The 21,646-nt window shown below is 69.4% G+C and carries 26 protein-coding genes and 1 tRNA gene; 9 read left to right on the forward strand and 18 right to left on the reverse strand.

Annotated elements, in window-relative coordinates; all coding sequences use genetic code 11:
* Positions 1 to 102: 102 nt before the first annotated feature.
* The 5 genes from AAFN86_RS11205 to AAFN86_RS11225 form a co-directional block, all read right to left on the reverse strand.
* Positions 103 to 492 carry a hypothetical protein gene (locus AAFN86_RS11205; RefSeq protein ID WP_347543399.1) on the reverse strand — a complete coding sequence of 130 codons (390 nt, stop codon included), beginning with the start codon at positions 490 to 492 and terminating at the stop codon, positions 103 to 105.
* Position 493: 1 nt separating this feature from the next.
* Positions 494 to 1,516, reverse strand: a complete 1,023-nt coding sequence (gene moaA / locus AAFN86_RS11210) for a GTP 3',8-cyclase MoaA (RefSeq protein ID WP_347543400.1) — start codon at positions 1,514 to 1,516, stop codon at positions 494 to 496.
* A 92-nt stretch (positions 1,517 to 1,608) separates the two neighbouring features.
* Entirely contained in the window at positions 1,609 to 1,941 is a 333-nt protein-coding gene (locus tag AAFN86_RS11215; RefSeq protein ID WP_347543401.1) for a GYD domain-containing protein, read from the reverse strand.
* Between the two features lie 80 nt (positions 1,942 to 2,021).
* The gene (locus tag AAFN86_RS11220; RefSeq protein WP_347543402.1) at positions 2,022 to 2,777 is read right to left on the reverse strand and encodes a sulfite exporter TauE/SafE family protein; all 756 of its coding nucleotides are present in this window, start codon (positions 2,775 to 2,777) and stop codon (positions 2,022 to 2,024) included.
* Positions 2,774 to 2,929 (reverse strand): DUF3553 domain-containing protein, encoded by a 156-nt coding sequence (locus AAFN86_RS11225; protein ID WP_347543403.1) that lies wholly within the window; start codon positions 2,927 to 2,929, stop codon positions 2,774 to 2,776. Before AAFN86_RS11225 ends, AAFN86_RS11220 begins: the two co-directional genes overlap by 4 nt.
* Before the next feature lie 99 nt (positions 2,930 to 3,028).
* Between AAFN86_RS11225 and AAFN86_RS11230 the strand changes: the two genes are divergently transcribed.
* The 6 genes from AAFN86_RS11230 to AAFN86_RS11255 all read left to right on the forward strand — a co-directional run bounded on the left by AAFN86_RS11230 (position 3,029) and on the right by AAFN86_RS11255 (position 9,439).
* The gene (locus tag AAFN86_RS11230; protein ID WP_347543404.1) at positions 3,029 to 3,643 is read left to right on the forward strand and encodes a histidine phosphotransferase family protein; all 615 of its coding nucleotides are present in this window, start codon (positions 3,029 to 3,031) and stop codon (positions 3,641 to 3,643) included.
* Positions 3,644 to 3,946: 303 nt separating this feature from the next.
* On the forward strand, positions 3,947 to 6,520 hold the full coding sequence (locus AAFN86_RS11235; RefSeq protein ID WP_347543405.1) for a hybrid sensor histidine kinase/response regulator: 2,574 nt from the start codon (positions 3,947 to 3,949) through the stop codon (positions 6,518 to 6,520).
* 13 nt (positions 6,521 to 6,533) lie between these two features.
* Positions 6,534 to 7,031, forward strand: coding sequence for a chemotaxis protein CheW (locus AAFN86_RS11240; protein WP_347543406.1), 498 nt, complete (start codon positions 6,534 to 6,536; stop codon positions 7,029 to 7,031).
* Positions 7,032 to 7,146: 115 nt separating this feature from the next.
* Entirely contained in the window at positions 7,147 to 7,530 is a 384-nt protein-coding gene (locus AAFN86_RS11245; RefSeq protein ID WP_408906597.1) for a response regulator, read from the forward strand.
* Positions 7,527 to 8,615: a chemotaxis-specific protein-glutamate methyltransferase CheB gene (gene cheB, locus AAFN86_RS11250; protein ID WP_347543408.1), complete on the forward strand. Its 1,089-nt coding sequence runs from the start codon at positions 7,527 to 7,529 to the stop codon at positions 8,613 to 8,615. Before AAFN86_RS11245 ends, cheB begins: the two co-directional genes overlap by 4 nt.
* A complete protein-coding gene (locus AAFN86_RS11255) occupies positions 8,612 to 9,439 on the forward strand; it encodes a protein-glutamate O-methyltransferase CheR (protein WP_347543409.1) in 828 nt (275 codons plus the stop codon). The genes cheB and AAFN86_RS11255 overlap by 4 nt, the downstream gene beginning before the upstream one ends.
* 129 nt (positions 9,440 to 9,568) lie before the next feature.
* Here the strand turns inward: AAFN86_RS11255 and ctrA are convergent, their stop codons facing one another.
* The 9 genes from ctrA to AAFN86_RS11300 all read right to left on the reverse strand — a co-directional run bounded on the left by ctrA (position 9,569) and on the right by AAFN86_RS11300 (position 17,203).
* Positions 9,569 to 10,309, reverse strand: a complete 741-nt coding sequence (gene ctrA, locus AAFN86_RS11260) for a response regulator transcription factor CtrA (protein ID WP_347543410.1) — start codon at positions 10,307 to 10,309, stop codon at positions 9,569 to 9,571.
* A gap of 143 nt (positions 10,310 to 10,452) precedes the next feature.
* The gene (locus tag AAFN86_RS11265) at positions 10,453 to 11,343 is read right to left on the reverse strand and encodes an alpha/beta hydrolase (protein ID WP_347543411.1); all 891 of its coding nucleotides are present in this window, start codon (positions 11,341 to 11,343) and stop codon (positions 10,453 to 10,455) included.
* Between the two features lie 32 nt (positions 11,344 to 11,375).
* Entirely contained in the window at positions 11,376 to 11,825 is a 450-nt protein-coding gene (locus tag AAFN86_RS11270) for an STY0301 family protein (RefSeq protein WP_347543412.1), read from the reverse strand.
* Positions 11,826 to 11,897: 72 nt separating this feature from the next.
* Positions 11,898 to 12,806: a lipid A biosynthesis lauroyl acyltransferase gene (locus AAFN86_RS11275; RefSeq protein WP_347543413.1), complete on the reverse strand. Its 909-nt coding sequence runs from the start codon at positions 12,804 to 12,806 to the stop codon at positions 11,898 to 11,900.
* Positions 12,793 to 13,734, reverse strand: coding sequence for a zinc-binding dehydrogenase (locus AAFN86_RS11280; RefSeq protein ID WP_347543414.1), 942 nt, complete (start codon positions 13,732 to 13,734; stop codon positions 12,793 to 12,795). The genes AAFN86_RS11275 and AAFN86_RS11280 overlap by 14 nt, the downstream gene beginning before the upstream one ends.
* Positions 13,735 to 14,012: 278 nt before the next feature.
* Entirely contained in the window at positions 14,013 to 15,278 is a 1,266-nt protein-coding gene (locus AAFN86_RS11285) for a beta-ketoacyl synthase N-terminal-like domain-containing protein (protein ID WP_347543415.1), read from the reverse strand.
* Entirely contained in the window at positions 15,275 to 16,450 is a 1,176-nt protein-coding gene (locus AAFN86_RS11290; RefSeq protein ID WP_347543416.1) for a beta-ketoacyl-ACP synthase, read from the reverse strand. The genes AAFN86_RS11285 and AAFN86_RS11290 overlap by 4 nt, the downstream gene beginning before the upstream one ends.
* Positions 16,447 to 16,893, reverse strand: coding sequence for a 3-hydroxyacyl-ACP dehydratase FabZ family protein (locus AAFN86_RS11295; protein WP_347543417.1), 447 nt, complete (start codon positions 16,891 to 16,893; stop codon positions 16,447 to 16,449). Before AAFN86_RS11295 ends, AAFN86_RS11290 begins: the two co-directional genes overlap by 4 nt.
* A 28-nt stretch (positions 16,894 to 16,921) precedes the next feature.
* On the reverse strand, positions 16,922 to 17,203 hold the full coding sequence (locus AAFN86_RS11300) for an acyl carrier protein (protein ID WP_188965576.1): 282 nt from the start codon (positions 17,201 to 17,203) through the stop codon (positions 16,922 to 16,924).
* Between the two features lie 156 nt (positions 17,204 to 17,359).
* On the opposite strand from AAFN86_RS11300, the gene AAFN86_RS11305 reads away from it, so the two are divergent.
* Positions 17,360 to 18,592 carry a chloride channel protein gene (locus AAFN86_RS11305; RefSeq protein WP_347543418.1) on the forward strand — a complete coding sequence of 411 codons (1,233 nt, stop codon included), beginning with the start codon at positions 17,360 to 17,362 and terminating at the stop codon, positions 18,590 to 18,592.
* Positions 18,589 to 19,008 (forward strand): DUF427 domain-containing protein, encoded by a 420-nt coding sequence (locus AAFN86_RS11310; RefSeq protein WP_347543419.1) that lies wholly within the window; start codon positions 18,589 to 18,591, stop codon positions 19,006 to 19,008. Before AAFN86_RS11305 ends, AAFN86_RS11310 begins: the two co-directional genes overlap by 4 nt.
* A 27-nt stretch (positions 19,009 to 19,035) precedes the next feature.
* On the opposite strand, the gene AAFN86_RS11315 is transcribed toward AAFN86_RS11310, so the two are convergent.
* From AAFN86_RS11315 to AAFN86_RS11330, 4 genes are all read right to left on the reverse strand, one after another.
* A tRNA-Leu gene (locus AAFN86_RS11315) sits at positions 19,036 to 19,118 on the reverse strand.
* Between the two features lie 55 nt (positions 19,119 to 19,173).
* On the reverse strand, positions 19,174 to 19,572 hold the full coding sequence (locus tag AAFN86_RS11320) for a cupin domain-containing protein (RefSeq protein WP_347543420.1): 399 nt from the start codon (positions 19,570 to 19,572) through the stop codon (positions 19,174 to 19,176).
* 194 nt (positions 19,573 to 19,766) lie between these two features.
* Positions 19,767 to 20,393, reverse strand: a complete 627-nt coding sequence (locus tag AAFN86_RS11325; RefSeq protein WP_347543421.1) for a glutathione S-transferase family protein — start codon at positions 20,391 to 20,393, stop codon at positions 19,767 to 19,769.
* A gap of 60 nt (positions 20,394 to 20,453) precedes the next feature.
* Positions 20,454 to 20,981 (reverse strand): papain-like cysteine protease family protein, encoded by a 528-nt coding sequence (locus AAFN86_RS11330; protein ID WP_347543422.1) that lies wholly within the window; start codon positions 20,979 to 20,981, stop codon positions 20,454 to 20,456.
* A gap of 131 nt (positions 20,982 to 21,112) precedes the next feature.
* Here AAFN86_RS11330 and AAFN86_RS11335 point away from each other — a divergent pair, with 131 nt between their 5' ends.
* A complete protein-coding gene (locus tag AAFN86_RS11335; RefSeq protein ID WP_347543423.1) occupies positions 21,113 to 21,592 on the forward strand; it encodes a disulfide bond formation protein B in 480 nt (159 codons plus the stop codon).
* Positions 21,593 to 21,646: the final 54 nt, after the last annotated feature.

Below are 21,646 nucleotides of genomic sequence, written 5' to 3' on the forward strand. Positions count from 1 at the left end.
GCGTGGTTGCGTCGGTGCCGGACTTTCCAAACAGCCTCTTAGGCCTTTGGTGGGGTGAGGTCCGGGGAGGGGCGACGCCCCTCTCTGGCCGCGTTCGGCCGCTCACGCCCCCCGATCCGCCTTCGGCCAATCCAGCCGCGGTTCCGCGCGGCCGCCACGCGGCTTCGCGGGCGGGGGCGGCACCGGTGCCGCGATGCGCGGTTCGACCTCCGGTGGGCGGGGCGCGGCGCGGCTGGGTGGGCTGACGTAGTCCACCTCGACCGGAGCCCGCGCCGCGGCGCTGCCTGGGCCTTGCCGGACCAGGGTGCGGATTTCCACGCGCAGGTCGGCCAGTTCGGCCTCGATCGCCTCCAGCCGCGACTTCACGCCGAAGACGGCGAAAGGCATGGCCAGGAAGGCGAGGATCGTCACCGCGATCGCAGCCAGCAGGACGAGGCCGACCCAGGGGGGCAGGCCGGGGATCGTCAGTTTGTCGACCAGACCCTGAAGCATCTCAGCCGCCTGTCATGGACATATGGCGCGCGACGGCCGGGCGCTGGTGCCGGCGGTCGATCACGAAGTCATGGCCCTTCGGCTTGCGCGTGATGGCTTCGCGGATGGCCTGGGCCAGCGCGGCATCATCCACCGAAGGGTCGCGCAGCAATTCGCGGAATTCCGCGGCATCATCCTGGCCGAGGCACATGAACAGCGTGCCCGTGCAGGTCAGCCGAACGCGGTTGCAGGATTCGCAGAAATTATGGGTCATCGGCGTGATGAAGCCGATCCGCCCGCCGGTTTCCTTCACCGTGACGTAGCGGGCGGGGCCGCCGGTCGCGTAGTCGGTGTCGGTCAGCGTCCAGGTCTGGCGCAGGCGCGACCGGACCAGCGACAGCGGCAGGTACTGGTCGGTGCGGTCGCCGCCGATGTCACCCAGCGGCATGGTCTCGATCAGGCAGAGGTCGAAGCCGTGCTCGCCGCACCAGGCGACCATGCGGTCGAATTCGTCCTCGTTCACGCCCTTCAGCGCCACGGCATTGATCTTCACCGCGAGCCCGGCCGCCTTGGCCGCGAAGATGCCGTCCAGCGTCTGCTCGATCTTCCCCCAGCGGGTGATCGCGGCGAATACGCCTGGGTCCAGCGTGTCCATCGACACGTTGATGCGGCGCACGCCGGCCGCATAAAGGTCGCCCGCCATCTTCGTCAGTTGCGTGCCGTTGGTGGTGACCGTCAACTCGCGCAGCCCGCCGGCGCCGATCCGTGCGCCAAGGCTGCGCACCAAAGTCATCATCCCCTTGCGCACCAGCGGCTCCCCGCCGGTCAGGCGGATCTTGTCGGTGCCCAGGCCGATGAAGGCGCCGCAGAGCCGGTCCAGCTCCTCGAGGGTCAGAATTTCCTTCTTCGGCAGGAAGGTCATGTCCTCCGCCATGCAGTAGACGCAGCGGAGGTCGCAACGATCCGTCACCGAGACGCGCAGATAGGTCACCGCCCTGCCGAAGGGGTCGATCAGGCTTTTGGTGGAAGGATCAAGGTCCTGCATGGACGGGATTTGGGGCCTGAGGCCCCGTTGCCGCAAGCCCCCATCGGCACCCCGGGGCAGGCAGCGCCGCCCCGGGGCCCGAGGGCGATGCGTCAGCCGCTTGGCGGGCGATAGGCCACGGATGTGGTCTTGGCCTTCTGCATCGCCTGCTGCGCTTCCGTCGAGGTCAGGAGGGCGCGGCTTTCGAAGGCCGCGAAGGCGCCGGAGGCGCCGGCGCGCATGGTGCAGCCGACCGCACTCTCATTGTCGGGGAATTCGGAGATGAGCAGGCCGTCGCGCTCGCCGATTTTGAAGAAGTAGCAGAGCAGGCGGCCGCCGAAGGCCTCGACCAACTGGCGTGCGGCGGATTCGCGGTCCTGGGGATTGTCGACCAGCGCCTTCACCTGCGCTGCCGTGAAGGACCACTGGCTGATGTAGTGGGGCATGGGTTCCTCCCTTTCAGCCGGCCCTGGCCGGCCGCGGTGGAGGCTACGCCCGCGCCTCTCATTTTCGAGAGCGACATCCGTTACCCGAACAGTGCTAGCCCGCCGGCGACCAGCAGCACCCCCATGGCGAAGGGGCGGTACAGGCTGACCGGCACCACATGGAACAGCCGTGCCCCCAGCGGCACCGTCAGCGCCATGACCGGCAGCACCACCGCCAGCCGCAGCAAGGCGGTCAGATCCACCAGCCCGCCCAGGATCGGCACGATCACCGACACGATGGCGATGGTGGCGAAGAACATGATCAGGTTGGCCCGGTGGCGCTTCGCTTCCTCCAGCCCGGCCAGCAGGTACAGGATGACCGGCGGCCCGCTCATCCCGGTCGAGCCCTTGAGCAGCCCCGCCACCGTGCCGATCGCGATGTTGAGCCCGAGCGGGCGGGACCCGTGATAGCGCCAGCCCGACATCAGCAGCAGGCCGAACACCAGAACGAAGCCGCCGATGAAGCGGCGCAGCACCTCCCCATCCACGGTGAACAGGATCCACGCGCCCAGTGGCGTCGCGATCGCGGCCGCGCCGCCCAGCGGCAGCACCACGCGCCGGTCCGCTTCCTTCATGGCGGAGGGCAGCAGTTGCACGGAGACCACCAGTTCCATCAGCAGCATCACCGGCACCCCGGCGCGCGGGCCCCACAGCAGGGAATAGACCGGGGCCAGGATCACCGCCGTGCCGAAGCCGGAATAACCGCGCATCACGCCGGCGACGGCGGTCGCCAGCACGGCCGCCAGCAGGCGCCAGTCGGCCAGCACCGACCACGCCGTCTCGGAAAGGCTGCTCAACGCCGGACATCCTCCTCGATCTCAAGTTCAACCACGGCGGCGTTGATCAGCACCTTGCCGGCATGTTCGAAGTTGACCGTGATGCGATGCCCCGCCACAGACTGCACCTGCCCGATTCCCCATTCGGGATGTGCCGGGAGGCGGACTCGCATGCCTGGTTCGATGGTCGCGCTCACGGTCCCGGCGCTAATGTGGCGTCAATGACCGCAGAGGATACCGTTCGCCGCCATGACGCAAGGGACGCCAGGACCATGACGCTGCCGCCCACCGCCGACCTGAACCTGGCGCGCCTGGTCGGTCTGCGCCTGTGCCATGACCTTGGCGGCATTGTCGGCACCATCGGCAATGCGCTCGACATGATCACCGGGGTCGGCGGGGAAGCCCAGACGCTCGCCCAGGATGCCGCCGAGGTGCTGCGCAAGCGCCTGGTGCTGTGGCGCGCCCTGCTGGGCGGCCAGGGGGAGGCGACTCTGGGTGCCACCCTCGCGCTGCTCGACGGGCAACTCGCCGGTGGGCGGGCGGAAGCCGAGACCGGCGTGCTGGACCTGTCCGTCAGCCTGCCCGAGGCGGTCGTGCCGGTACTGCTGGCCGCCATGCTGCTGGGCGGCGAGGCCCTGCCGCGCGGCGGCCGGGTGCGCCTGGCAGGCGACCCGCAGCGCGAGCTGGCGATCTGGCCCGAAGGGCTGCGCGCCGCATGGCCGGGCAGCCTGGTGCGGGCCCTGGCGGGGGAGATGCCGGCCGATGCGATGGGCCGTGAGGTGACGGTGATCTGGCTATGCACCCTCGCCGCCGCGGCCGGGGTGCGGCTTTCCATCGCCATGCCGCCGGGCGATTCGGCCGGGCCGCTGATGTTGACGCTTCCCTAGGCCCTCAAACGGCGGGCGCCGGCCATCCGGCCGGCTTGCCTTCGCGCCCTGCGTTGTCGTGCCGGGGACGGCTTTCGGTTTGGGCGCGGTCGCGCATTTGCGCTCGTGGATGGCGGAAGGGCCGCGATCCGAGGAACGGGCCATGCTGCCGCCCACATGGTGGGCACAGGCCGGCTATCGGTCCGGTCTCGTTCCACGCTTGCGGCGCGACTGCGATCCGCAGGGGCGCATCGGGCCGGCGGGCTTTACGGATTGTTCGGCTGGCGCAGATGACAATGCGGCCCTTCACTCACGAGGGCTGCGATGGACGACCTGCTGGCGGACTTCCTCACCGAGACCCACGAAGGCCTAGTGGCTCTCGATTCCGCCCTGGTACGGCTGGAACGCGCACCCGACGATCAGCCGACCCTGTCCGAGGTGTTCCGCCTGGTCCACACGATCAAGGGCACCTGCGGTTTCCTCGGCCTGTCGCGCCTGGAAGCGGTGGCCCATGCCGGAGAGAATATCCTCGGCCGCTACCGGGACGGCACACTGCCGGTCACGCCGGCCGGCATCACGCTGATCCTGTCGGCGCTGGACCGCATCAAGGCGATCGTCGCCGGCATCGAGGCCAGCGGCACCGAGCCGATCGGCGAGGACGCCCCCCTGATCGCCGCGCTGAACGCTGCGGCCGAGGGCGAGGCGCCGCCGGTCGCCGCCGAGCCTTCGCCGACGCCGCCGGCAGCCGCGTTCGCGCCCGCCGTCGCCGCCATGGCCGAGGCTGTCGAACCTCTACACGCCCCCCGGGAAACCGCCGCCGAACCGGGCGTGGCCGCCGAGGCCGGCGCCGGCGCGCCGCAGACCATCCGCGTCTCGGTCGAGGTTCTGGAAGGCCTGATGACGCTGGTCAGCGAGTTGGTGCTGACCCGCAACCAGCTGCTGCAACTCGCCCGCGCCCATCAATCAGATGCCTTCGCCGTGCCGCTGCAACGCCTGTCGCACATCACCTCGGACCTGCAGGAAGGCGTGATGAAGACGCGCATGCAGCCGATCGGCAATGCCTGGGCGAAGCTACCGCGGCTGGTACGCGACCTGTCGGTCGAACTGGGCAAGAAGATCGACCTCGACATGCGCGGCGCGCAGACCGAACTCGATCGCCAGGTGCTGGAACTGATCCGCGACCCGCTCACCCACATGGTGCGCAATTCGGGCGACCATGGGCTGGAAACACCCGCCGATCGCCGCGCCGCCGGCAAGCCCGAGACCGGGCGGATCATCCTCAACGCCTATCACGAAGGCGGCCACATCATCATCGAGGTCGGTGACGACGGGCGCGGCCTGCCGGTGGACCGCATCCGCGCCAAGGCGCTGGCCAACGGCCTCGCCACCGAGGCCGAGCTCGCGCAGATGAGCGAGCGCGAGGTTCTGCGCTTCATCTTCGCCGCCGGCTTCTCCACCGCCCAGCAAGTGACATCGGTGTCCGGCCGCGGCGTCGGCATGGATGTGGTCAAGACGAACATCGAGAAGATCGGTGGCACGGTGGAACTCGCCTCGAAGGAAGGACGCGGCACCACCTTCACCATCAAGATCCCGCTGACGCTCGCCATCGCCTCGGCGCTGATCGTCGAGGCGGGCGGCGAACGCTTCGCCCTGCCGCAGATCGGCGTGGTGGAACTGGTGCGCGTCGGTGCCGCGCAGGACGGCGCGCCGCGCATCGAACGCATCAAGGATGCCGCCGTGCTGCGGCTGCGCGACCGGCTGCTGCCGCTCGTGTCGCTCGCCGGGCTGCTGCGCCTGCCCCCGGCCAGCGAAGATGCCGGCTTCGTCGCCGTGATGCAGGTCGGCGGCCAAGCCTTCGGCATCATCCTCGACCGCGTCTTCGACACCGAGGAGATCGTGGTGAAGCCGGTCGCACCCATTCTGCGCCACATCACTATGTTCTCCGGCAACACCATCCTCGGCGACGGGTCGGTCATCATGATCCTCGACCCGAACGGCATCGCGCGCGCGGCCGGTGTCGGACTCGATGCGGCGACCGAGGAGGAGCACCGCAACGCGCCGGCGGCGATCGGCATGCGGTCCAACGCCCACACCTCCCTGCTGCTGTTCCGCGCGGGGGAGGGCGGGCCGAAGGCGGTCCCGCTCGGCCTCGTCGCGCGGCTCGAGGACATTCCCGGCGAGCGCATCGAGATGTCGGGCCTGACGCCCGTGGTGCAGTATCGCGGCGCGCTGATGCCCATCGTGCCCCTGGGCCATGGCTGGATCGCGCCGCAGGGCGAGGCCCGCCAGCCCGTGCTGGTCTTCACCGAGAACGACCGCGCCATGGGCCTGGCCGTCGAGGAGATCCTCGACGTGCTGGAGGAGAAGCTGGAGATCCAGCCCGGCACCGGCCGCCCCGGCTTCATCGGCAGCGCGGTGATCGCCGGCCGGGTGACCGAGGTGATCGACACCGCCTTCTGGCTGTCCCAAGCAGGCGAGGACTGGTTCCGCCCGACCCGCGCCGCGAGGGGCGACGCGCCCCGCCCGCGCCTGCTGCTGGTCGAGGACAGCGCCTTCTTCCGCCATCTCGTCGTCCCGGCGCTGTCGGCCGCCGGCTATGAGGTGACCGCGGTGGACAGTGCCGTCGCCGCGCTGAAGCTACGCGAGGATGGCGTGCCCTTCGATGCCATCATCTCCGACATCGAGATGCCGGATGTGGACGGGATCGCCTTCGCGCGCGCCCTGCGCGCCGGCGGCGCCTGGTCCGATGCGCCGCTCATCGCCCTGTCGTCCCGCGCCGAACCCGCCGATGTGGCAAGCGGGCGGGAGGCGGGTTTCACCGACTACGTCACGAAATACGACCGCGATGCCCTGTTGCAGTCGCTGACCGACTGCCTGGCCGCGTCGCTCGAGGTCTGAGGGGATAACTGTCATGCAGCAGACCGCCAGCGCGGCCGCCACCGCCACCACCTTGCCTCCGCCCGCGCAAAGCGCGGCGAAACGCGAGGATGAGGTGTTCCTCACCCTGACCGTCGCTGGCCAGCCCTGCGCCGTGCCGGTGCTGATGGTGCGCGACGTGCTCGGCGCCCATGCCATCACGCGCATTCCACTCGCCCGCAGCGAGGTGGCGGGCAGCCTGAACCTGCGCGGGCGCATCGTCACCGCGCTCGACCTGCGGCTGAGGCTGGGCCTGCCGCCGCGCGAGGCCGATGCGCCACCGGCGATGAGCGTCGTCGTCGAGCAATCGGGCGAGCTCTACGCCCTGCTGGTCGACCAGGTGGGGGAGGTGGTGCCGTTGCCCGATGGTGGCCTCACCGCCAATCCACCGACGCTCGACCCGCAGTGGCGGGACGTGTCGCGCGGGGTGCATCGCCGCGAAGGGCATCTCGTCATCGCGCTCGATGTCGGGCGCGTGCTGGCGATCGGCTAGGGCAGACCCCGCCCGCGTGGAAGCACCCGGGCGGGTGACGATGCTCGCTCAATCAGCAAGGCGACAGTGGCGTGTCTGAGCGCAGCCGAACGCAAACCGCTCTGAGGGGATGGGGATGACGCAGCGGACCTGCCTGGTGGTGGATGACAGCCTCGTGGTGCGCAAGGCGGCGCGCCGGATCATCGAGGGTCTCGGCTTCTCGGTGCGCGAGGCCAAGGATGGGCAGGAGGCGCTCGAGGCCTGTCGCGCGCGGCTGCCCGATGGCGTGCTGCTCGACTGGAACATGCCGGTCATGGACGGCATCACCTTCCTGCGCGCCGCGCGCGCAGAATTCGGGCCCGACCATCCGCGCATCGTGCTGTGCACGACCGAGGCCGAACTTGCCCGCATCCTGGAGGCGCTGGCGGCCGGCGCCCAGGAATACGTCATGAAGCCCTTCGACGCGGACATCATCCGCGACAAATTCACCCAGGCCGGCCTCCTGGAGGCCGTGGCATGACCCCTGCGCCCCCTGTGGCGGAGGCGGTGCGGGTGATGCTGTGCGACGACAGCGCGACGGCACGCGCCATCCTGGCCCGGCTGCTGGAATCCGAGCCCGGGATTCACGTGGTCCATCGCGCCGCCGATGGCCAGGCCGCGCTGGCTGCGCTGGCCGAGGCGCGGCCCGATGTCGTGCTGCTCGACCTGGAAATGCCGGTGATGGACGGGATGACGGCGCTGCCGCTGATCCTGAAGGCAGCGCCACGCACGGCGGTGATCGTCGCCTCCGCCCTGACGCAGCGCGGCGCCAAAGCGGCGATCGCGGCCCTTGCCGCGGGCGCGGCGGACTACATCCCGAAGCCGCAGGGTTCGGCGGGCGGCGCGGCCGATCCGGCCTTCCGCACCGAACTGGTCACCAAGGTCCGCGGCTGGGCGCGGATGAAGCGGCGGGAAGGCCAGCGCCCGGCTCGGCCCGCGGTGGCGCCGCCGCCCCGGCCGGTGCCGCGAGCCGGTCCGGCGACACGCCCGGCCATCCTGGCCATCGGTTGTTCGACCGGCGGTCCGCAGGCCCTGGCAGAGCTGTTGAAGCAGTTGCCGCGACTGCCGCTGCCGGTAGTGGTGGTCCAGCACATGCCGGCGGGCTTCACCGCCATGCTGGCCGAGCACCTCGACCGCCTCGGTGCGCTGCGCTGCGCCGAGGCGAAGGACGGCGAGGCGCTGCTGCCCGGCCGGGTCTTCGTCGCCCCCGGCGACCGCCATCTGCTGGTCGAGGCGGGGCCGGCCGGGCTGCGCGCGCGCATCACCAGCGACCCGCCGGAGAATTTCTGCCGCCCGGCGGTGGACCCGATGCTGCGCAGCGCGGTGCAGGCGACCAAGGGGCGCGTGCTGGCGGTGATCCTGACCGGGATGGGCCATGACGGGCTGGAGGGTTGTCGCTCGGTTGTCGCCGCCGGCGGCCAGGTGCTGGTGCAGGATGAGGCGAGTTCGGTGGTCTGGGGCATGCCCGGCGCCGTTTCCCGAGCGGGCCTCGCCGCCTGGACCGCACCGCCCGAGGCGTTGGCGGAACGCATTGCCGCCATCGCCGCCGAGAGGATCGTCGCATGACGCCCGATAGCTTCAACTTTCTCGCGGGCCTGGTGAAGGTGCGGTCCGGCATCGTGCTGACCGCCGACAAGGGCTACATGCTGGAAACGCGCCTGGGCCCGATGCTGCGGCGGGAAGCGATCGCCGGCCTGGATGCGCTGGCGCTGCGGCTGCGCGGCGCGAAGGCTGAAGCCCTGACCGCCGAAATGGTCGAGGCGCTGACCACCAACGAATCCTCCTTCTTCCGGGACGGCAAGCCGTTCGAGCATCTGAAGAAGCTGCTGCCGCGCCTGGCCGCCGCCCGCCCGCCGGGGCAGGCGATCCGCATCTGGTCGGCGGCCTGTTCCTCGGGTCAGGAAGCCTATTCCATCGCCATCACCGCGGCGGAACTCGGGGCGGCCCTCAGCGGGCGCCGTGTCGAGATCCTCGGCACCGACCTGTCGAAGGAAATGCTGGAACGCGCGCGGGAGGGCATCTTCACCCAGTTCGAGGTCCAGCGCGGCCTGCCGGTGCAGATGCTGGTGAAGCACTTCAAGCAGGAAGGCACGCGCTGGCGCATCACGCCCGAATTGCGCGCCATGGTGCGCTGGCAGTCCTTCAACCTGCTTGACGACCTGCGCGGGCTTGGCCGCTTCGACGTGGTGTTCTGCCGCAACGTGCTGATCTATTTCGACGCGCCGACCAAGTCGCGCGTGCTGGCGGCGCTGGCCGGCCAGGTCGCGGCCGATGGCGTTGTCTATCTGGGCGGGGCGGAAACCGTGCTCGGCCTGACCGACCGACTGGTGCCGGCGGCGGGCGAACGCGGTGTATACGAACCCGCCCGTCAGGCGGCCCGGGTGGGCTGAAAGTGATCCCGAGGATGCCCGCGGAGGCGCAGCGACGCGCATATGGCAACCGCGCGATAGGCATGGCCACCGCGCGGTGGACCTTTTGGCAGGTAGCCCGGCAGGGCGGCGACGCGTCGCCCTGTGGGGTCAGGCGGCACGCATATCCACGCCGACCGGGGCTGTCACGGCGGGCTGCCAGCCCGCTGCACGCGAGGTTGCCGGGTCGCGCAGTACATAGCCGCGACCCCAGACCGTGCCGATCAGGTCGGACGCGCCGGCCTGGGCGAGCTTCTTGCGCAGCTTGCAGATGAAGACGTCGATGATCTTCACCTCCGGTTCATCGATGCCGCCATACAGGTGGTTGAGGAAGGCCTCCTTGGTCATCACCACGCCTTTGCGGAGCGCGAGCAGTTCCAGGATGGCGTATTCCTTGCCGGTCAGGTGGACGGTGCGGCCTTCGACCGTCACCTCCCGCGAGCCGAGGTTCAGGTTCAGCGGGCCGACCGCCAGGGTCGGCTGGCTGAAGCCCTTGGCGCGGCGGACGATGGCCTGGATGCGCGCCACCAGCTCCTGCTGGTCGAACGGCTTGGTGATGAAGTCGTCGGCGCCCATGCCGAAGACCTTCACCTTGGTCTGCGGCCGGCTGATGCCCGAGAGGATCAGCACCGGCGTCTCGATCCGCGCCGCGCGCAGGCGGCGCACGACTTCCGACCCGTCGATGTCGGGCAGGATCAAATCAAGAACAACGATGTCATAATCATAGAGGCGCGCCAACTCGACCGCCTCCTCTCCGGTATCCGCACTGTCGACGATCATGGCTGCCTGGCGGAGCATCATCGTGATCCCGCGAGCAGTTGTGAGATCGTCCTCAACTAACAAGACGCGCATTTGGGTGCCCTCTCACGCTACAGGCGTAGATTACCACCTATGCGCGTATCCTCAAGCGGTTTTTCACCCCTTTGTGTGTTCAAGAAAAATCCGTAAACACAAAAATGGTCTGAAACATCTAATTATGAGACAATTTGTGCCATTCATGCCATCGCCGCGCTGCGCAGCGCTGCAATCCAGGGTTGTGAGTCCTCGCGCGGCATGAAGTGCCCCACGCCAGGTATCACCGCCCGCCGGTACGGCCCCGTGAAATGCCGCCCCGCACCCTCGCTGTTGACCGGGGCATCCACCCCATCCTCGGCGCCATGCAGCACCACGGTCGGCACCGTGATGGGCGGTCGCATCGCCAGACTGGCCTCGATGCCGTCCAGCGCCGGGTCCCCCGCGGCAGCGCGATGGCGGTGGCGATAGGACTGCACGACCGTCGCCACGAAGTCGGGATTGTCGAAGCTTGCCGCGGTGGCCGCGTATTCCGCATCGCCCAGCGGATAGGTCGGTGACCACAGCCGCCACAGAAGCCGGCAGAAGGCCGAGCGGTTCGCCGCCAGGCCCGCCGCGCCGCGTTCGGTATTCAGGTACCATTGGTACCAGTAGCGCAGCTCCCGTTCAGGCGCGGCCGGTTCGGCCGAGCGCGCGATATCCTGGATGTTGTACCCCGTCGCCGAAACCAGGCCGGCCACCCGGTCAGGCCACAATGCGGCGACGATGCACGCCGCCCGCCCGCCCCAGTCATAGCCCGCGAGCAGCGCCCGCCCGATGCCGAGCGCATCCATCAGTGCCAGCAGATCCGCCCCGAGCGCGGCCTGCTGCCCCGATCGCGGCGTTGCCGGGTCGCGATAGCGTGTCGGGCCATAGCCGCGCAGATACGGCACCACGACGCGGCAGCCCGCGGCGGCAAGCGGCGGCGCGACGCCATCCCAGGTCCGCACATCGTCGGGAAAGCCGTGCAGCAGCACGACAGGCTGGCCGGACTCGGGCCCCGACAACTCGACCGCGACATGGAGCGCGCCGGCGGTGACCATGACATGGGACATGACTGTCTCTCCTTCCCGATGGGGCTTCGGCCTCAGCGGCAGAGCGCGGAGAGCGCACGCCGCGTGTCGCGCTGCGGCAGCATCTGCACGCATTCCCGCGCCGATGCCGGCAGGACGCGCCCGAGCACCGTGGCCGTGCCTTGGTACCGGCAGACCATGAGGAAGCCGCGCGGGCTTCCCTGGGAAATGTCCCAGCGCTGCCGCAGCATCCCGCCCTGCGCCGCACTTTCATCCGGCACCAGGGAACCAGGCGCTTCGGCACGCAGGTCGCCCGGCCCGCCATCGACGATGGTCACGCCCTCGAACGCCTTGCGGCCGGGCACGTCCGGTCCTCGATAGGGAAAGCCGGTCGGCGAGGGATGCGCGTCCACCATCCAGCCGGGCATGGCCGCGAGCGGCGTGGTGATCGCGTCAGGGCAGGCGATGTCCGCCGCGCCGGCAACGCCCGGCAGCAGCAGGAAGACGAAGGCAATGCGGCGCATGGTTGGCCTCGCAATGAATCAGCGAGGCGAAGGGTGGAACCATCGCGCCCGCGGACGCAACGCGCAGCGGCGTCACCGCCAGCGGCGATGCATCCACAGCCATTGGCCGGGATATTCTCGGACCCAGCCCTCGATGACGCTGTTCATCGCCTGGGTGGCGGCCTCGATGTCGATCAGCCCCTCCGCGTCGCGGGGCAGGGCGATCTCCTCCGTCAGGTCCAGACGGAAACGGCCGCCGGGCAGGCGGATGGCGCGCGCGCCATGCACCGGGCAGTCGAAGCGGCGCGCCAGCTGCGCCAGCAACGGATTGGCGAAGGCCGGCCGTCCCAGGAAGTCGATGCGCGGCCCGCGCCCGAAGCGCTGGTCCACCAGCATGCCGATATGCTTGCCGCGTTCCAGCGCGCGGGCCAACTTGAACGGCGCCGACATCCCCGCCGCCACCAGCGTGCCCATGCTGTCCTGGCGCAGGCGCAGGATTTCCTTCGCCACCGCCGGGCTGTTCGGCGTGCGATACAGCACCGCGCTCTCGATGCCGTGCTTCGCCGCGGCGATCGCCGGCAATTCCCAATTGGCCAGGTGCGCGGAGAAGACGATCGCCGGCTTGCCGTCCTCGCGCAGCCTTTCGTACAGCGCTACCGTCTCCGGGCTGGCGGTGATGCGGCCGGCCTCGGGGTTGGCCGGGTCGAAGTCCCAGATGCGGTCCATATGGACGTATTCGCAGGCGACGCGGCCGAGATTGTCCCACGCCTCGGTCAGGATGGCCGCGCGTTCCGCCTCGGACTTCTCCGGGAAGGCGCCGGCGATATTGTCCCGGCCGATGCGGTTCGCGCTGGTCAGTGGGCCGAGGTTGCGCGTGATCCAGGCGCCGATGCGCGGCCCGGAATCCGGTCCCAGCAGGCGCAGCAGCGCGAAGACCGCCCGGACCAGAAGCCCGAACAGCCTGTCGGCGAAAAGCCAGAGGCGATACTTAAAGCGTAACAACGATTTTCCCGAAGACGCGGCGGCTTTCCAGCCGGTCGAGCCCTTCCGTGAAGCGTTCCACCGGCAGCACCGTATCCAGCACCGGCAGGATGCCGCGCGCCATCTTGGCGTAGCCATCGGCGATGTTGCGCATCGACGCGCCGAAGGACCCGAAGATGCGCAGCTGCCGCTGGAAGATCATCATCAGGTTGGTCTCGGCCGACACGCCCGAGGTGGACCCGCAGGTCACCAGCCGCCCGCCCATGCGCAGCGACAACAGGCTGCCCGCCCAGGTGGACGCGCCCACATGTTCGAACACGACATCGACGCCGACCTTGTTCGTCGCGCGGCGCGCCACCGTCGGGAAGTTCTGCGTCGTGTAGTTCACCACGATGTCGGCGCCGAGCGCCTTGGCCTTCGCGCATTTCTCGTCATCGCCGGCGGTCGCGATCACCGTGCAGCCGAGATCCTTGGCGATGCGCACCGCTACCGTGCCGATGCCCGACCCCGCGGCATGCACCAGGATCGTCTCGCCCGCTTCCAGCTTCGCATTGTCGAACAGCATGTGCTCGACGGTGGAGAAAGTGATGGCCCCGCAGGAGGCATCCTCCCATGAAATGCCGTCCGGCACGCGCACCAGCAGCCGCGCCTCCTGGTTCACCAATTCGCAGGCGAAGCCGCCGACATGGAAGCCCTTCACGCCGCGAACGTCCTCGCAGAGGTTGTCCTGCCCGGCGAGGCAGCGGCGGCACTTGCCGCAGGTCAGCGCGCCATAGGGCGCGGCACGGTCGCCGACCTTCCAATTCGTCACGCCTTCGCCAATGGCGACGACCTCGCCCACCGCTTCTGCACCGACGATTAGCGGCATCTCGCGCTTCGCGAAGGCCATGCCGCGGAAGCCCCAGACATCGATGTGGTTCAGCGCGACGGCGTGAATGCGGAGCGTCACCTCGCCTGGGCCGGGTGGGGGCGGGGGAGGGACCTCCTCAAGGCGGAGGTCGCGGTCGGCATGGAGACGAAGTGCGCGCATGGGATCCCGTCGTTTCGTATTGGAGGGGCTCTGCCCCTCCAAGCCACCCCGCCAAAGGCCTAAGGGCCTCTGGACACCTTGAAATGGCGCCGGCCGTGTAAAGCAACTGCGGCGCCCCGCGCCAAGTATCGGTTTCCAAAGGCCTTAAGCCTTTGGTGGGGAGAGGTCCGGAGAGGGGCAAAGCCCCACTCCGGGAATCACGGCGCCGCGCACACCACCACGCAGACATTCTGCCCGCCGAACCCGAACGAGTTCGACAGCACGTGCCGCACCCCGGACACCTTGCGCGCCACGTTCGGCACCACGTCCAGCGTGATCGTCGGGTCGGGTTCATGGTGGTTGATGGTCGGCGGCAGGATCTGGTCGCGGATGGTCAGCAGGGAGAATGCCGCCTCGATCGCGCCGGCGGCCGACAGTGTGTGCCCGAGCATCGACTTGTTGGACGAGATCGGCGGCGGCGCATCGCCGAAGACGGCGCGCATCCCCAGCGTCTCCATCTTGTCGTTCTCGGGCGTGCTGGTGCCGTGGCCGTTGACGTAGCCGATGTCAGCCGGGGAAAGCCCGGCATCGGCGATAGCATTGCGCATGGCGCCGATGATGGCATGCCCATCCGGGTTCGACCGGGTGCGGTGGAAGCTGTCCGCCCGCTCCCCGCAGCCGGTGACGATACCCAGCACGGTAGCGCCGCGCGCAGTCGCATGCTCCAGGCTTTCCAGCACCAGTGCGGCGGCGCCCTCGCTCATCACGAAGCCGTCGCGCGTCTTCTCGAAGGGGCGAGAGGCACCTTCCGGGTCGTCGTTGCGTGCGGTCAGGGCGGAGAGCAACGAGAAGCGGATCACCGCTTCCGGCTGCACCGACCCATCGGCACCGAGGGCGATCGCCGCGTCGGATTCACCGCGCTGGATCGCCTCGACCGCCATCTGGATGGCGGAGGCGCCGGTGGCGCAGGCCGTGGTCAGCGCGATGGGCGCGCCTTGGGTGCCGAACTTCGCGGCTAGGCGCTCGCCGACGCCGCCGAACAGGAAGGTCTCGTAGATGTCGGACCGCCCGATCGCGACCTTGGTGATCGCGGGATAGGCGCCATTGCCGTTCGCCTGGCGGGCGAGCTCGAAGCGCTGCGGCCATTCCAGCTCGACCGGCGGCATGCCGACCATCAGCGGGCCGGGAAAGGCACCGGGCTCGCCAAGCGCGGCCTGGGCCAGCGCTTCCTCGACCGCGGCTTCGGCCATGCGTTCGACCCGGATGGCGGCGGAGACGGGCGGCGCGCCGGCGGCTTCCTCCGGCAATTCGACGGTGCCGGCGATGGTGGTGCGCAACTTGTCCACCGGGAAGCGGCGGATGCGGGAAATGCCGGACTTGCCGGCGACGATCGCCGCCCAATTCGCCTCCCGCCCCCAGGCCAGCGGCGTGACGAGGCCAATGCCGGTGACGGCGACGAGCGGACGTCCGAGATGGTCCTTCATGCCGCGCGCTCCAGAAGGGCGAGCGCCTCGCCGCGCCACTGGCCGAAGCCGGTGACGAGGATGCGCTCGACCGCACCGTCCCCGGCATCGGCCGGATCCATGGCGGGGAAGAAGCCGCCGCGCGACAGCGCCAGGGCACCGAGCGCGACATTGGCCGGGAAGGTGGCCTCGACCCCATGGCCGAGCAGCGAGCCGGTGCGGCGCACTGCGGCGGCACCGAGGCCTGCGAGGAAGGCGTCTTCCTCGACGCGCGCCTCGGCCACGCCGGTCATGCCGGACAGCACGCCAAGCCCATCAGCCGGGGCGCCAAGCTTCCGCCACAGCGCCTGCGCGACACCGGCCGACGCGCCCACGCGTTGATGCGCCGCATCGGTCGCAACGCCGGCCAGCTTGGCCAGCGGCGTCGCACCGCGCGCGGCGGCGTGTTCGGCGGTCTCCAGCACCAGGAAGGCGCCCAGCGCGCCGGAGACGAAGCCGCCAATGCCTTCACGCGCCGAGACCGGCGCGAAGGGCCCGCGCCACAGCGCATTGCCAGCGCCATACAACAGGACCAGATCCCAGCGCTGCGACGCATAGGCGCCGCCCACAAGGGCGATCCCGCCGCGCCCTTCGGACAGCCGCGCGGCGGCGATGCGCACCGCGTCGGCGGCGGCCGATTCCTCGCCCATGAAGGTGCGGGACGACCCGGTGACGCCATGCACGATCGAGATATTGCCGGCCAGCAGGTTCGACAGCTGCGCAAGGAACAGCGTCGGGCGCAGCTCGGTGGCGAGCTTCTCGTTCAGGGCGCGGCTGGCCTCGTCCGCAGGCAGGGCGCTGAAGGCGGTGGCCATCGCCTCGTCCACCGCGATGTCGCGTTCCCCGCCGCCGGCGGCGACGATCAGATGCATGTCCGACACCAGCCCGCGCGCGCCGGCCTGGTCGATGGCAAGGCCGGCGGCATAGGTGCCCAGGCGCTGCCAGGGCTCCATCTGCCGCTGGTCGCCCTTCTTCGGGATCTGCGCATCGAGGCTGAGCGGGGGCAGCGGATGCACCGGATAGGGCGCGAAGGCGGCCTCATCCACCACCGGCGTGGCACCGGCCTGCGACAGCGCGTCCCAATGGGCATCCGGCCCCTCGCCGAGCGAGGAAACCAGGCCGATGCCGGTGATCACCACGTCCTGGCGGGTCATGCGAGGCCAAGCTCCTGACCGCGGCCACGCATGGCGGCGGCGAGTTCGGGGGCGGGGAAGTCCATGATGCGCAAGGTCAGCTCCGCGTCGCAGATGCGCTTGCCGGCGGCCTCGATGCGCGCCTTGGTCACGGCGTAGCCGGACCCGTCATGCAGGCGTTGAGCGTGGACCGTGACCTTCGTCCCGGGGCCGATGAAGGTGCGGAACTTCGCCTCCTTCACCGCCATCAGGAAGGGCATGCGCTCGAACTTCATCAGGCTTAGCAGCAGCCAGCCGGACGCCTGCGCCATGGTCTCCACCAGCAGCACCCCGGGCATCAGCGGGTAGCCCGGGAAATGCCCCTCGAAGACTGGGGACGTGTCGGGGATGGTGCTCTCGACCACGATCGCCTCGCCTTCGAGCGAGGCGACGCGGTCGATCATCTGGAAGTATTCAAGCTTCAAGGCAGGGTCCCCCCGGCCGCGCGGCGGCTCAGCCGCCCTTGGCGGCGACCAGCTCGTCGATGCGCGCGGCGAGGTTCTTCATGACGAAATACTGTTCCGCCGGCGCGGTGCCGGCATTGACTTCCTGCGTCCAGGCCTCGACCGGGACCTTGATGCCGAAGGCCTTGTCGATGGCGAAGACGATATCGAGGAAGTCGAGGCTGTCGATGCCGAGATCATTGATCACATGGCTGTCGGGCAGGATCTTGTCCCGCTCGACTTCGCTGTTCTCGGCGATGATGTCGGCGATGCGGTCGAAGGACGAGGCCATGGGTGGCCCTCCGTGGGGAATCCGGGGTGGGGAAGGGATAAGGGGGCGTCTTTGGCGCGAATGGGGGCGGAAGGCAAGTTTCGGGAGCCGGGCGAGCGACTGCCGGCCGAGCCCGGTACAGGTCAGGCGACCATCGGCGGCCCGGCGCGCTGGCGCATGGTCCATGCCGTGGCGGTCCTGCTGGCCGGCCTGGCCGGTGGGCTGGCCGGGGTGTCGCTGGCGCTGCTGCTGCATGCGATCCAGCACCTGGCCTATGGCTACAGCCTGCACGACCTGCTGGCCGGCGAGAGTTTCCTGGACGGCGTCCGGGCGGCGACACCGCTGCGCCGCGTCCTGGTGCTGACCGCCTGCGGCGGGGTGGCCGGCATCGGATGGTGGCTGCTGCGCCGCTACGGGCCGCCTCTGGTGCCGGTCAATGCCGCCTTGGCGGAACCCGGCACTCGGATGCCGGCCGGGGCCACGATGGGCCATGCGTTGCTGCAGATCGTGACGGTCGCGATGGGTTCGCCCCTGGGGCGGGAGGGTGCGCCGCGCCAGGTCGCGGCCATGGCGAGCGGGCGGATCGCCGCTGCGTTGCGGGTGACGCCGGAGCAGACGCGCATCGTGGTCGCCTGTGGCGCCGGCGCGGGGCTGGCGGCGGTCTACAATGTGCCGCTTGGCGGCGCGTTGTTCACCATGGAGGTGCTGCTCGCCAGCTTCGCTCCATCGGTCGCGGTGGCCGCGCTCGCGGCCTCGGCCGTGGCGGCGGCGGTGGCCTGGATCGGGCTGGGCGATGTGCATCAGTACCGGCTGCCGTCCCTGTCGGTTGGCGCCCCCCTGGTGGCCTGGGCGTTGGCCTGTGGGCCGGCGATCGGCGCTGTCGGCTGGTGGTATGCGCGGGCCGCACGGCAGGCGCGGGCCGCGGCGCTGCGGGATGCCCGCATGATCCCGGCCTGCCTGGCGGCGTTCGCGGTGATCGGGCTGGTCGCCATGGCCGTCCCGGCGCTGCCCGGCAACGGCAAGGGACCGATCCAACTCGGGCTGGACGGCGATCTGGGGCTTGGCGTCGCGGCGCTGCTGCTGGTGCTGAAGGTGCTTGCCACCACGGCCTGCCTGCGTGCCGGGGCCGATGGCGGGCTGCTGACGCCTGGCATGACCATCGGGGCGCTGCTCGGCGTGGTGCTGGGCGCGCTGTGGACCATGGCCTGGCCGTCCGCGACGGGGCAGGGGGCCTATGCGCTGGTCGGCGCCGTCGCCTTCCTGGCGGTGTCGATGCGCATGCCGGTCACCGCCATCGTGCTGGGCTTCGAACTGACCCGCGCCGATGATGACATCTCGCTGCCGGTGGTGGTGGCGGTGGCGCTGGCGACGGCAACGGCGCGGTGGCTTGACAGGAGGACTGGCGAATGACCGACAGGTCGATCAGGCGTCCCGATGCCAACCACCCGATCACCATCGCGCCCGCTGCCGGGCGGGTGGTGGTGCGCGCCGGCGAGGTCGTGATCGCCGACAGCGCCGCGGCGCTGACACTGTGCGAGGCCGGGTATCCGCCGGTGCAGTACGTGCCGCGGCACGATGTGGACATGGCGCGGCTCGAAGCCGGCGTCCGGCGCAGCTACTGCCCCTACAAGGGCGAGGCATCCTACTTCAGTGTGCCGCTGCTCGGCGGCAAGGCGGCGAATGCGGTCTGGAGCTACGAGGCGCCGCATGATGCGGTGAAGGCGATCGAGGGGTATCTGGCGTTCTATGCCGATCGGTTCCGCATCGAGGTGTGTCAGCCTCGCGCCGTCGTTGGCGGGCGGGGCGGCGGGCCTTGCATCGCTTGATGCGCCCGAACCGGATCGGTGCGGGAATGCCCCCGGGGAGAGTCGAACTCCCATACCCTTGCGGGTGGGCGATTTTGAGTCGCCTGCGTCTACCATTCCGCCACAGGGGCCTGGGCGGCCCTATGCCTAGCCGGGGGCGGCGGGGTGCGTCCAGACCCCAGCCGTTTATTCCGCCGCCGCGGCCTTGGCCGGTGGCGTGACTTCCTTGGTCTCGAATTCTGCCGGGCCGGTGATCTCCAGGATCTCGACATCCTCGGAATGCTCGATCTCCCGGTGCTTCACCAGCCGCGGCTGGTAGCAGCAATCGCCGGCCTTGAAGGTCTTCTCTCCGATATCCTCGTATTCGAAGCGCACCCAGCCCTTCAGCACGAAGAACATCTGGAACGGCAGGTCATGGGTGTGCCACTGGCCGGTGGCGTGCGCGCCGGGGATGCCGCGGATGACGTTCGCGCCGAAGGCACCATTGGTGGCCTTGGCGATGCCGAGGTCGCGGTACTCGAAGAAGGCGCGCAGGCCCCTTTCAAAGTGGGCGCCCTCGGCGTGGCTGGTGGTTGTTTGCGTCATTGGTTTCCTCCTGAAAAGAAAGAGTGGGGGAGGAACACCTCCCCCGAATCGTGCCCCTCGGCGTTGCTCCGCAACCCCAAGGGGACCCCAAGCCCCACCGCTTTTTACCAATTGGCGCCGACCTTTCCGGGTGGGGCGCCAAGTGTCAGAAAAAGGAGGAGGCTCGGGGGAGTTCTCTCCCCCGACCTTGCTTTTTACTCCAGCGGCAAGGCGACGTGAGTCGTGAATCCCGGCCGCGTCTTCAGCGTCTCGTAATACCGCGCCAGGTTCGGCAGGTTCGGCCGTTCGATCGGCAGGGCGAACCAGCGATGCACCCAGCACCCCATCGAGATGTCGGCGAGCGTCAGGTGGTCCCCGCACAGGAAGGGCTGCGCCGCCACCTTCGCATCGACGATCTTCCACAGCCGCCCGCAATCCTCGCGCGCCTTCTTTTCGGCCGCCCAGTCGCGCTCGTTCTCTTTCAGCCGGATATGGGTGAAGAAGATCACCACCATGGGGGCGATGACGTGGGCGAGGGACCAGTCCATCCAGGTCTCGACCGCGGCGCGGCCGCGCGGCGAAGCGGGATACAGCGGCCCGTCCGGCGCGTATTCGTTGCACAGGTACCGCGCGATGGCGTTGCTTTCCCATACGGACCAGCCGTCATCCTCCTGCAGGGTCGGCACCAGGCCCATCGGGTTCATGGCGCGGTACTCGGGTTCGCGCGTGCGGCCGAAGGCGCCGCCGGCGTCGATCCGTTCATACGGCAACGCCAGTTCATCGAGGGTCCACAAGACCTTCATGACGTTGCTGGAACTGGTCCTGCCCCACAGTTTGCGCATGCGGTCGTCTCCCTTGGCACGCTGCCACACTAGGCCGTCGCGGCGGGCATGCCAGGGGGGTCAGCCAGCCCGCGTATACAGTCCAGTGCCATCGCGTCGCAGCATCGCGTAGGGATTGACCCACCGGAAACGCGCGTTGAAGTCAGCGAGCGTCACGGTTTGATTGGGCTGGCGTTCCGGGTCGTGAAAGCTTGCCACGTCGGTGTCGGTGTCATAGCCGATGAGCACCGAGCGGTGCCCATATCGTTTTCCAGTCCTCGTGGAGGTTTTCATCCACCCGAAGGACAGCGGTCCATACTTGCGCAGAAGATCGAGAAGCACGTCCCCGGTCCAATTCCTGTCGGCTGGCAGGGGCTCTGCGACCAAACCTTCATTCTCCATCAATTCCGGGACTTCTTCATTCATCATCACGGAATGGCCGCGCTCACCGTACTTGTCCGGTAAACCGAGCCGCGGGCCTTGTTCGAAATAATACCCCACCATACAGGCGGCGGCATACCAACACCCCAGCCGATCGTTCATCGGGTCGGTCGCGTCGCCGTAGCCCAGCTGCGTCACGAATGGGACATCCAGATAGATGCTGGCCATTGTTTCGATATCCTCCACGATGGGCGCAGGATCGATGTTATCTGCATACAAAATCAAAGACTTTCTCGACGCGCCTGTGATGCGTCCAGGCGGCCGTTGCATCGCCAATCCGGGTCGCGACATATGGGGGCATGATCGCCGCACTCGTCATTGTCGTGCTCGCCGCCGCCGCGCCACTCTTCGCTCTCGGCAGCGAGACTTGGTGGGGCCTTGCCCCCTGCGCGCTGTGCCTGTGGCAGCGTTGGCCCTACTGGGTGGCGGCGGGACTCGCCGCGCTCGGCGTCGTGCTGCCGGGGCGGGCGCGGGCGGTGCTGATCGGTCTCGCCGGCCTCGCCGCGCTGGTCTCGGCCGGGATCGCCGCGCTGCATGTAGGCGTCGAGCAAGGGTGGTGGCCGTCCCCGCTGCCAGGCTGCGCCGCCCCCACTGCCGGGGCGGCGGTCAGCATCGACGACATGATGCGCAGCCTGCAGGCGGTGCCCAACAAGCCCTGCGACGCCGCGACCTTCCTGATCCCCGGGTTGCCGCTGTCCATGGCGGCGATGAACCTGCTCTACGGGCTGGGTCTGGGCCTGCTCGCGCTGATCCTGGCCCGCCGCAGCGCCCGCGCCTAATCGGGGATTTGACGCCGGCGCGCGGCGTCCGGGTGGTTCAAACCGCGCCATAGC

The organism is Roseomonas sp. CAU 1739, from assembly GCF_039839775.1.
Classification (GTDB): domain Bacteria; phylum Pseudomonadota; class Alphaproteobacteria; order Acetobacterales; family Acetobacteraceae; genus Neoroseomonas.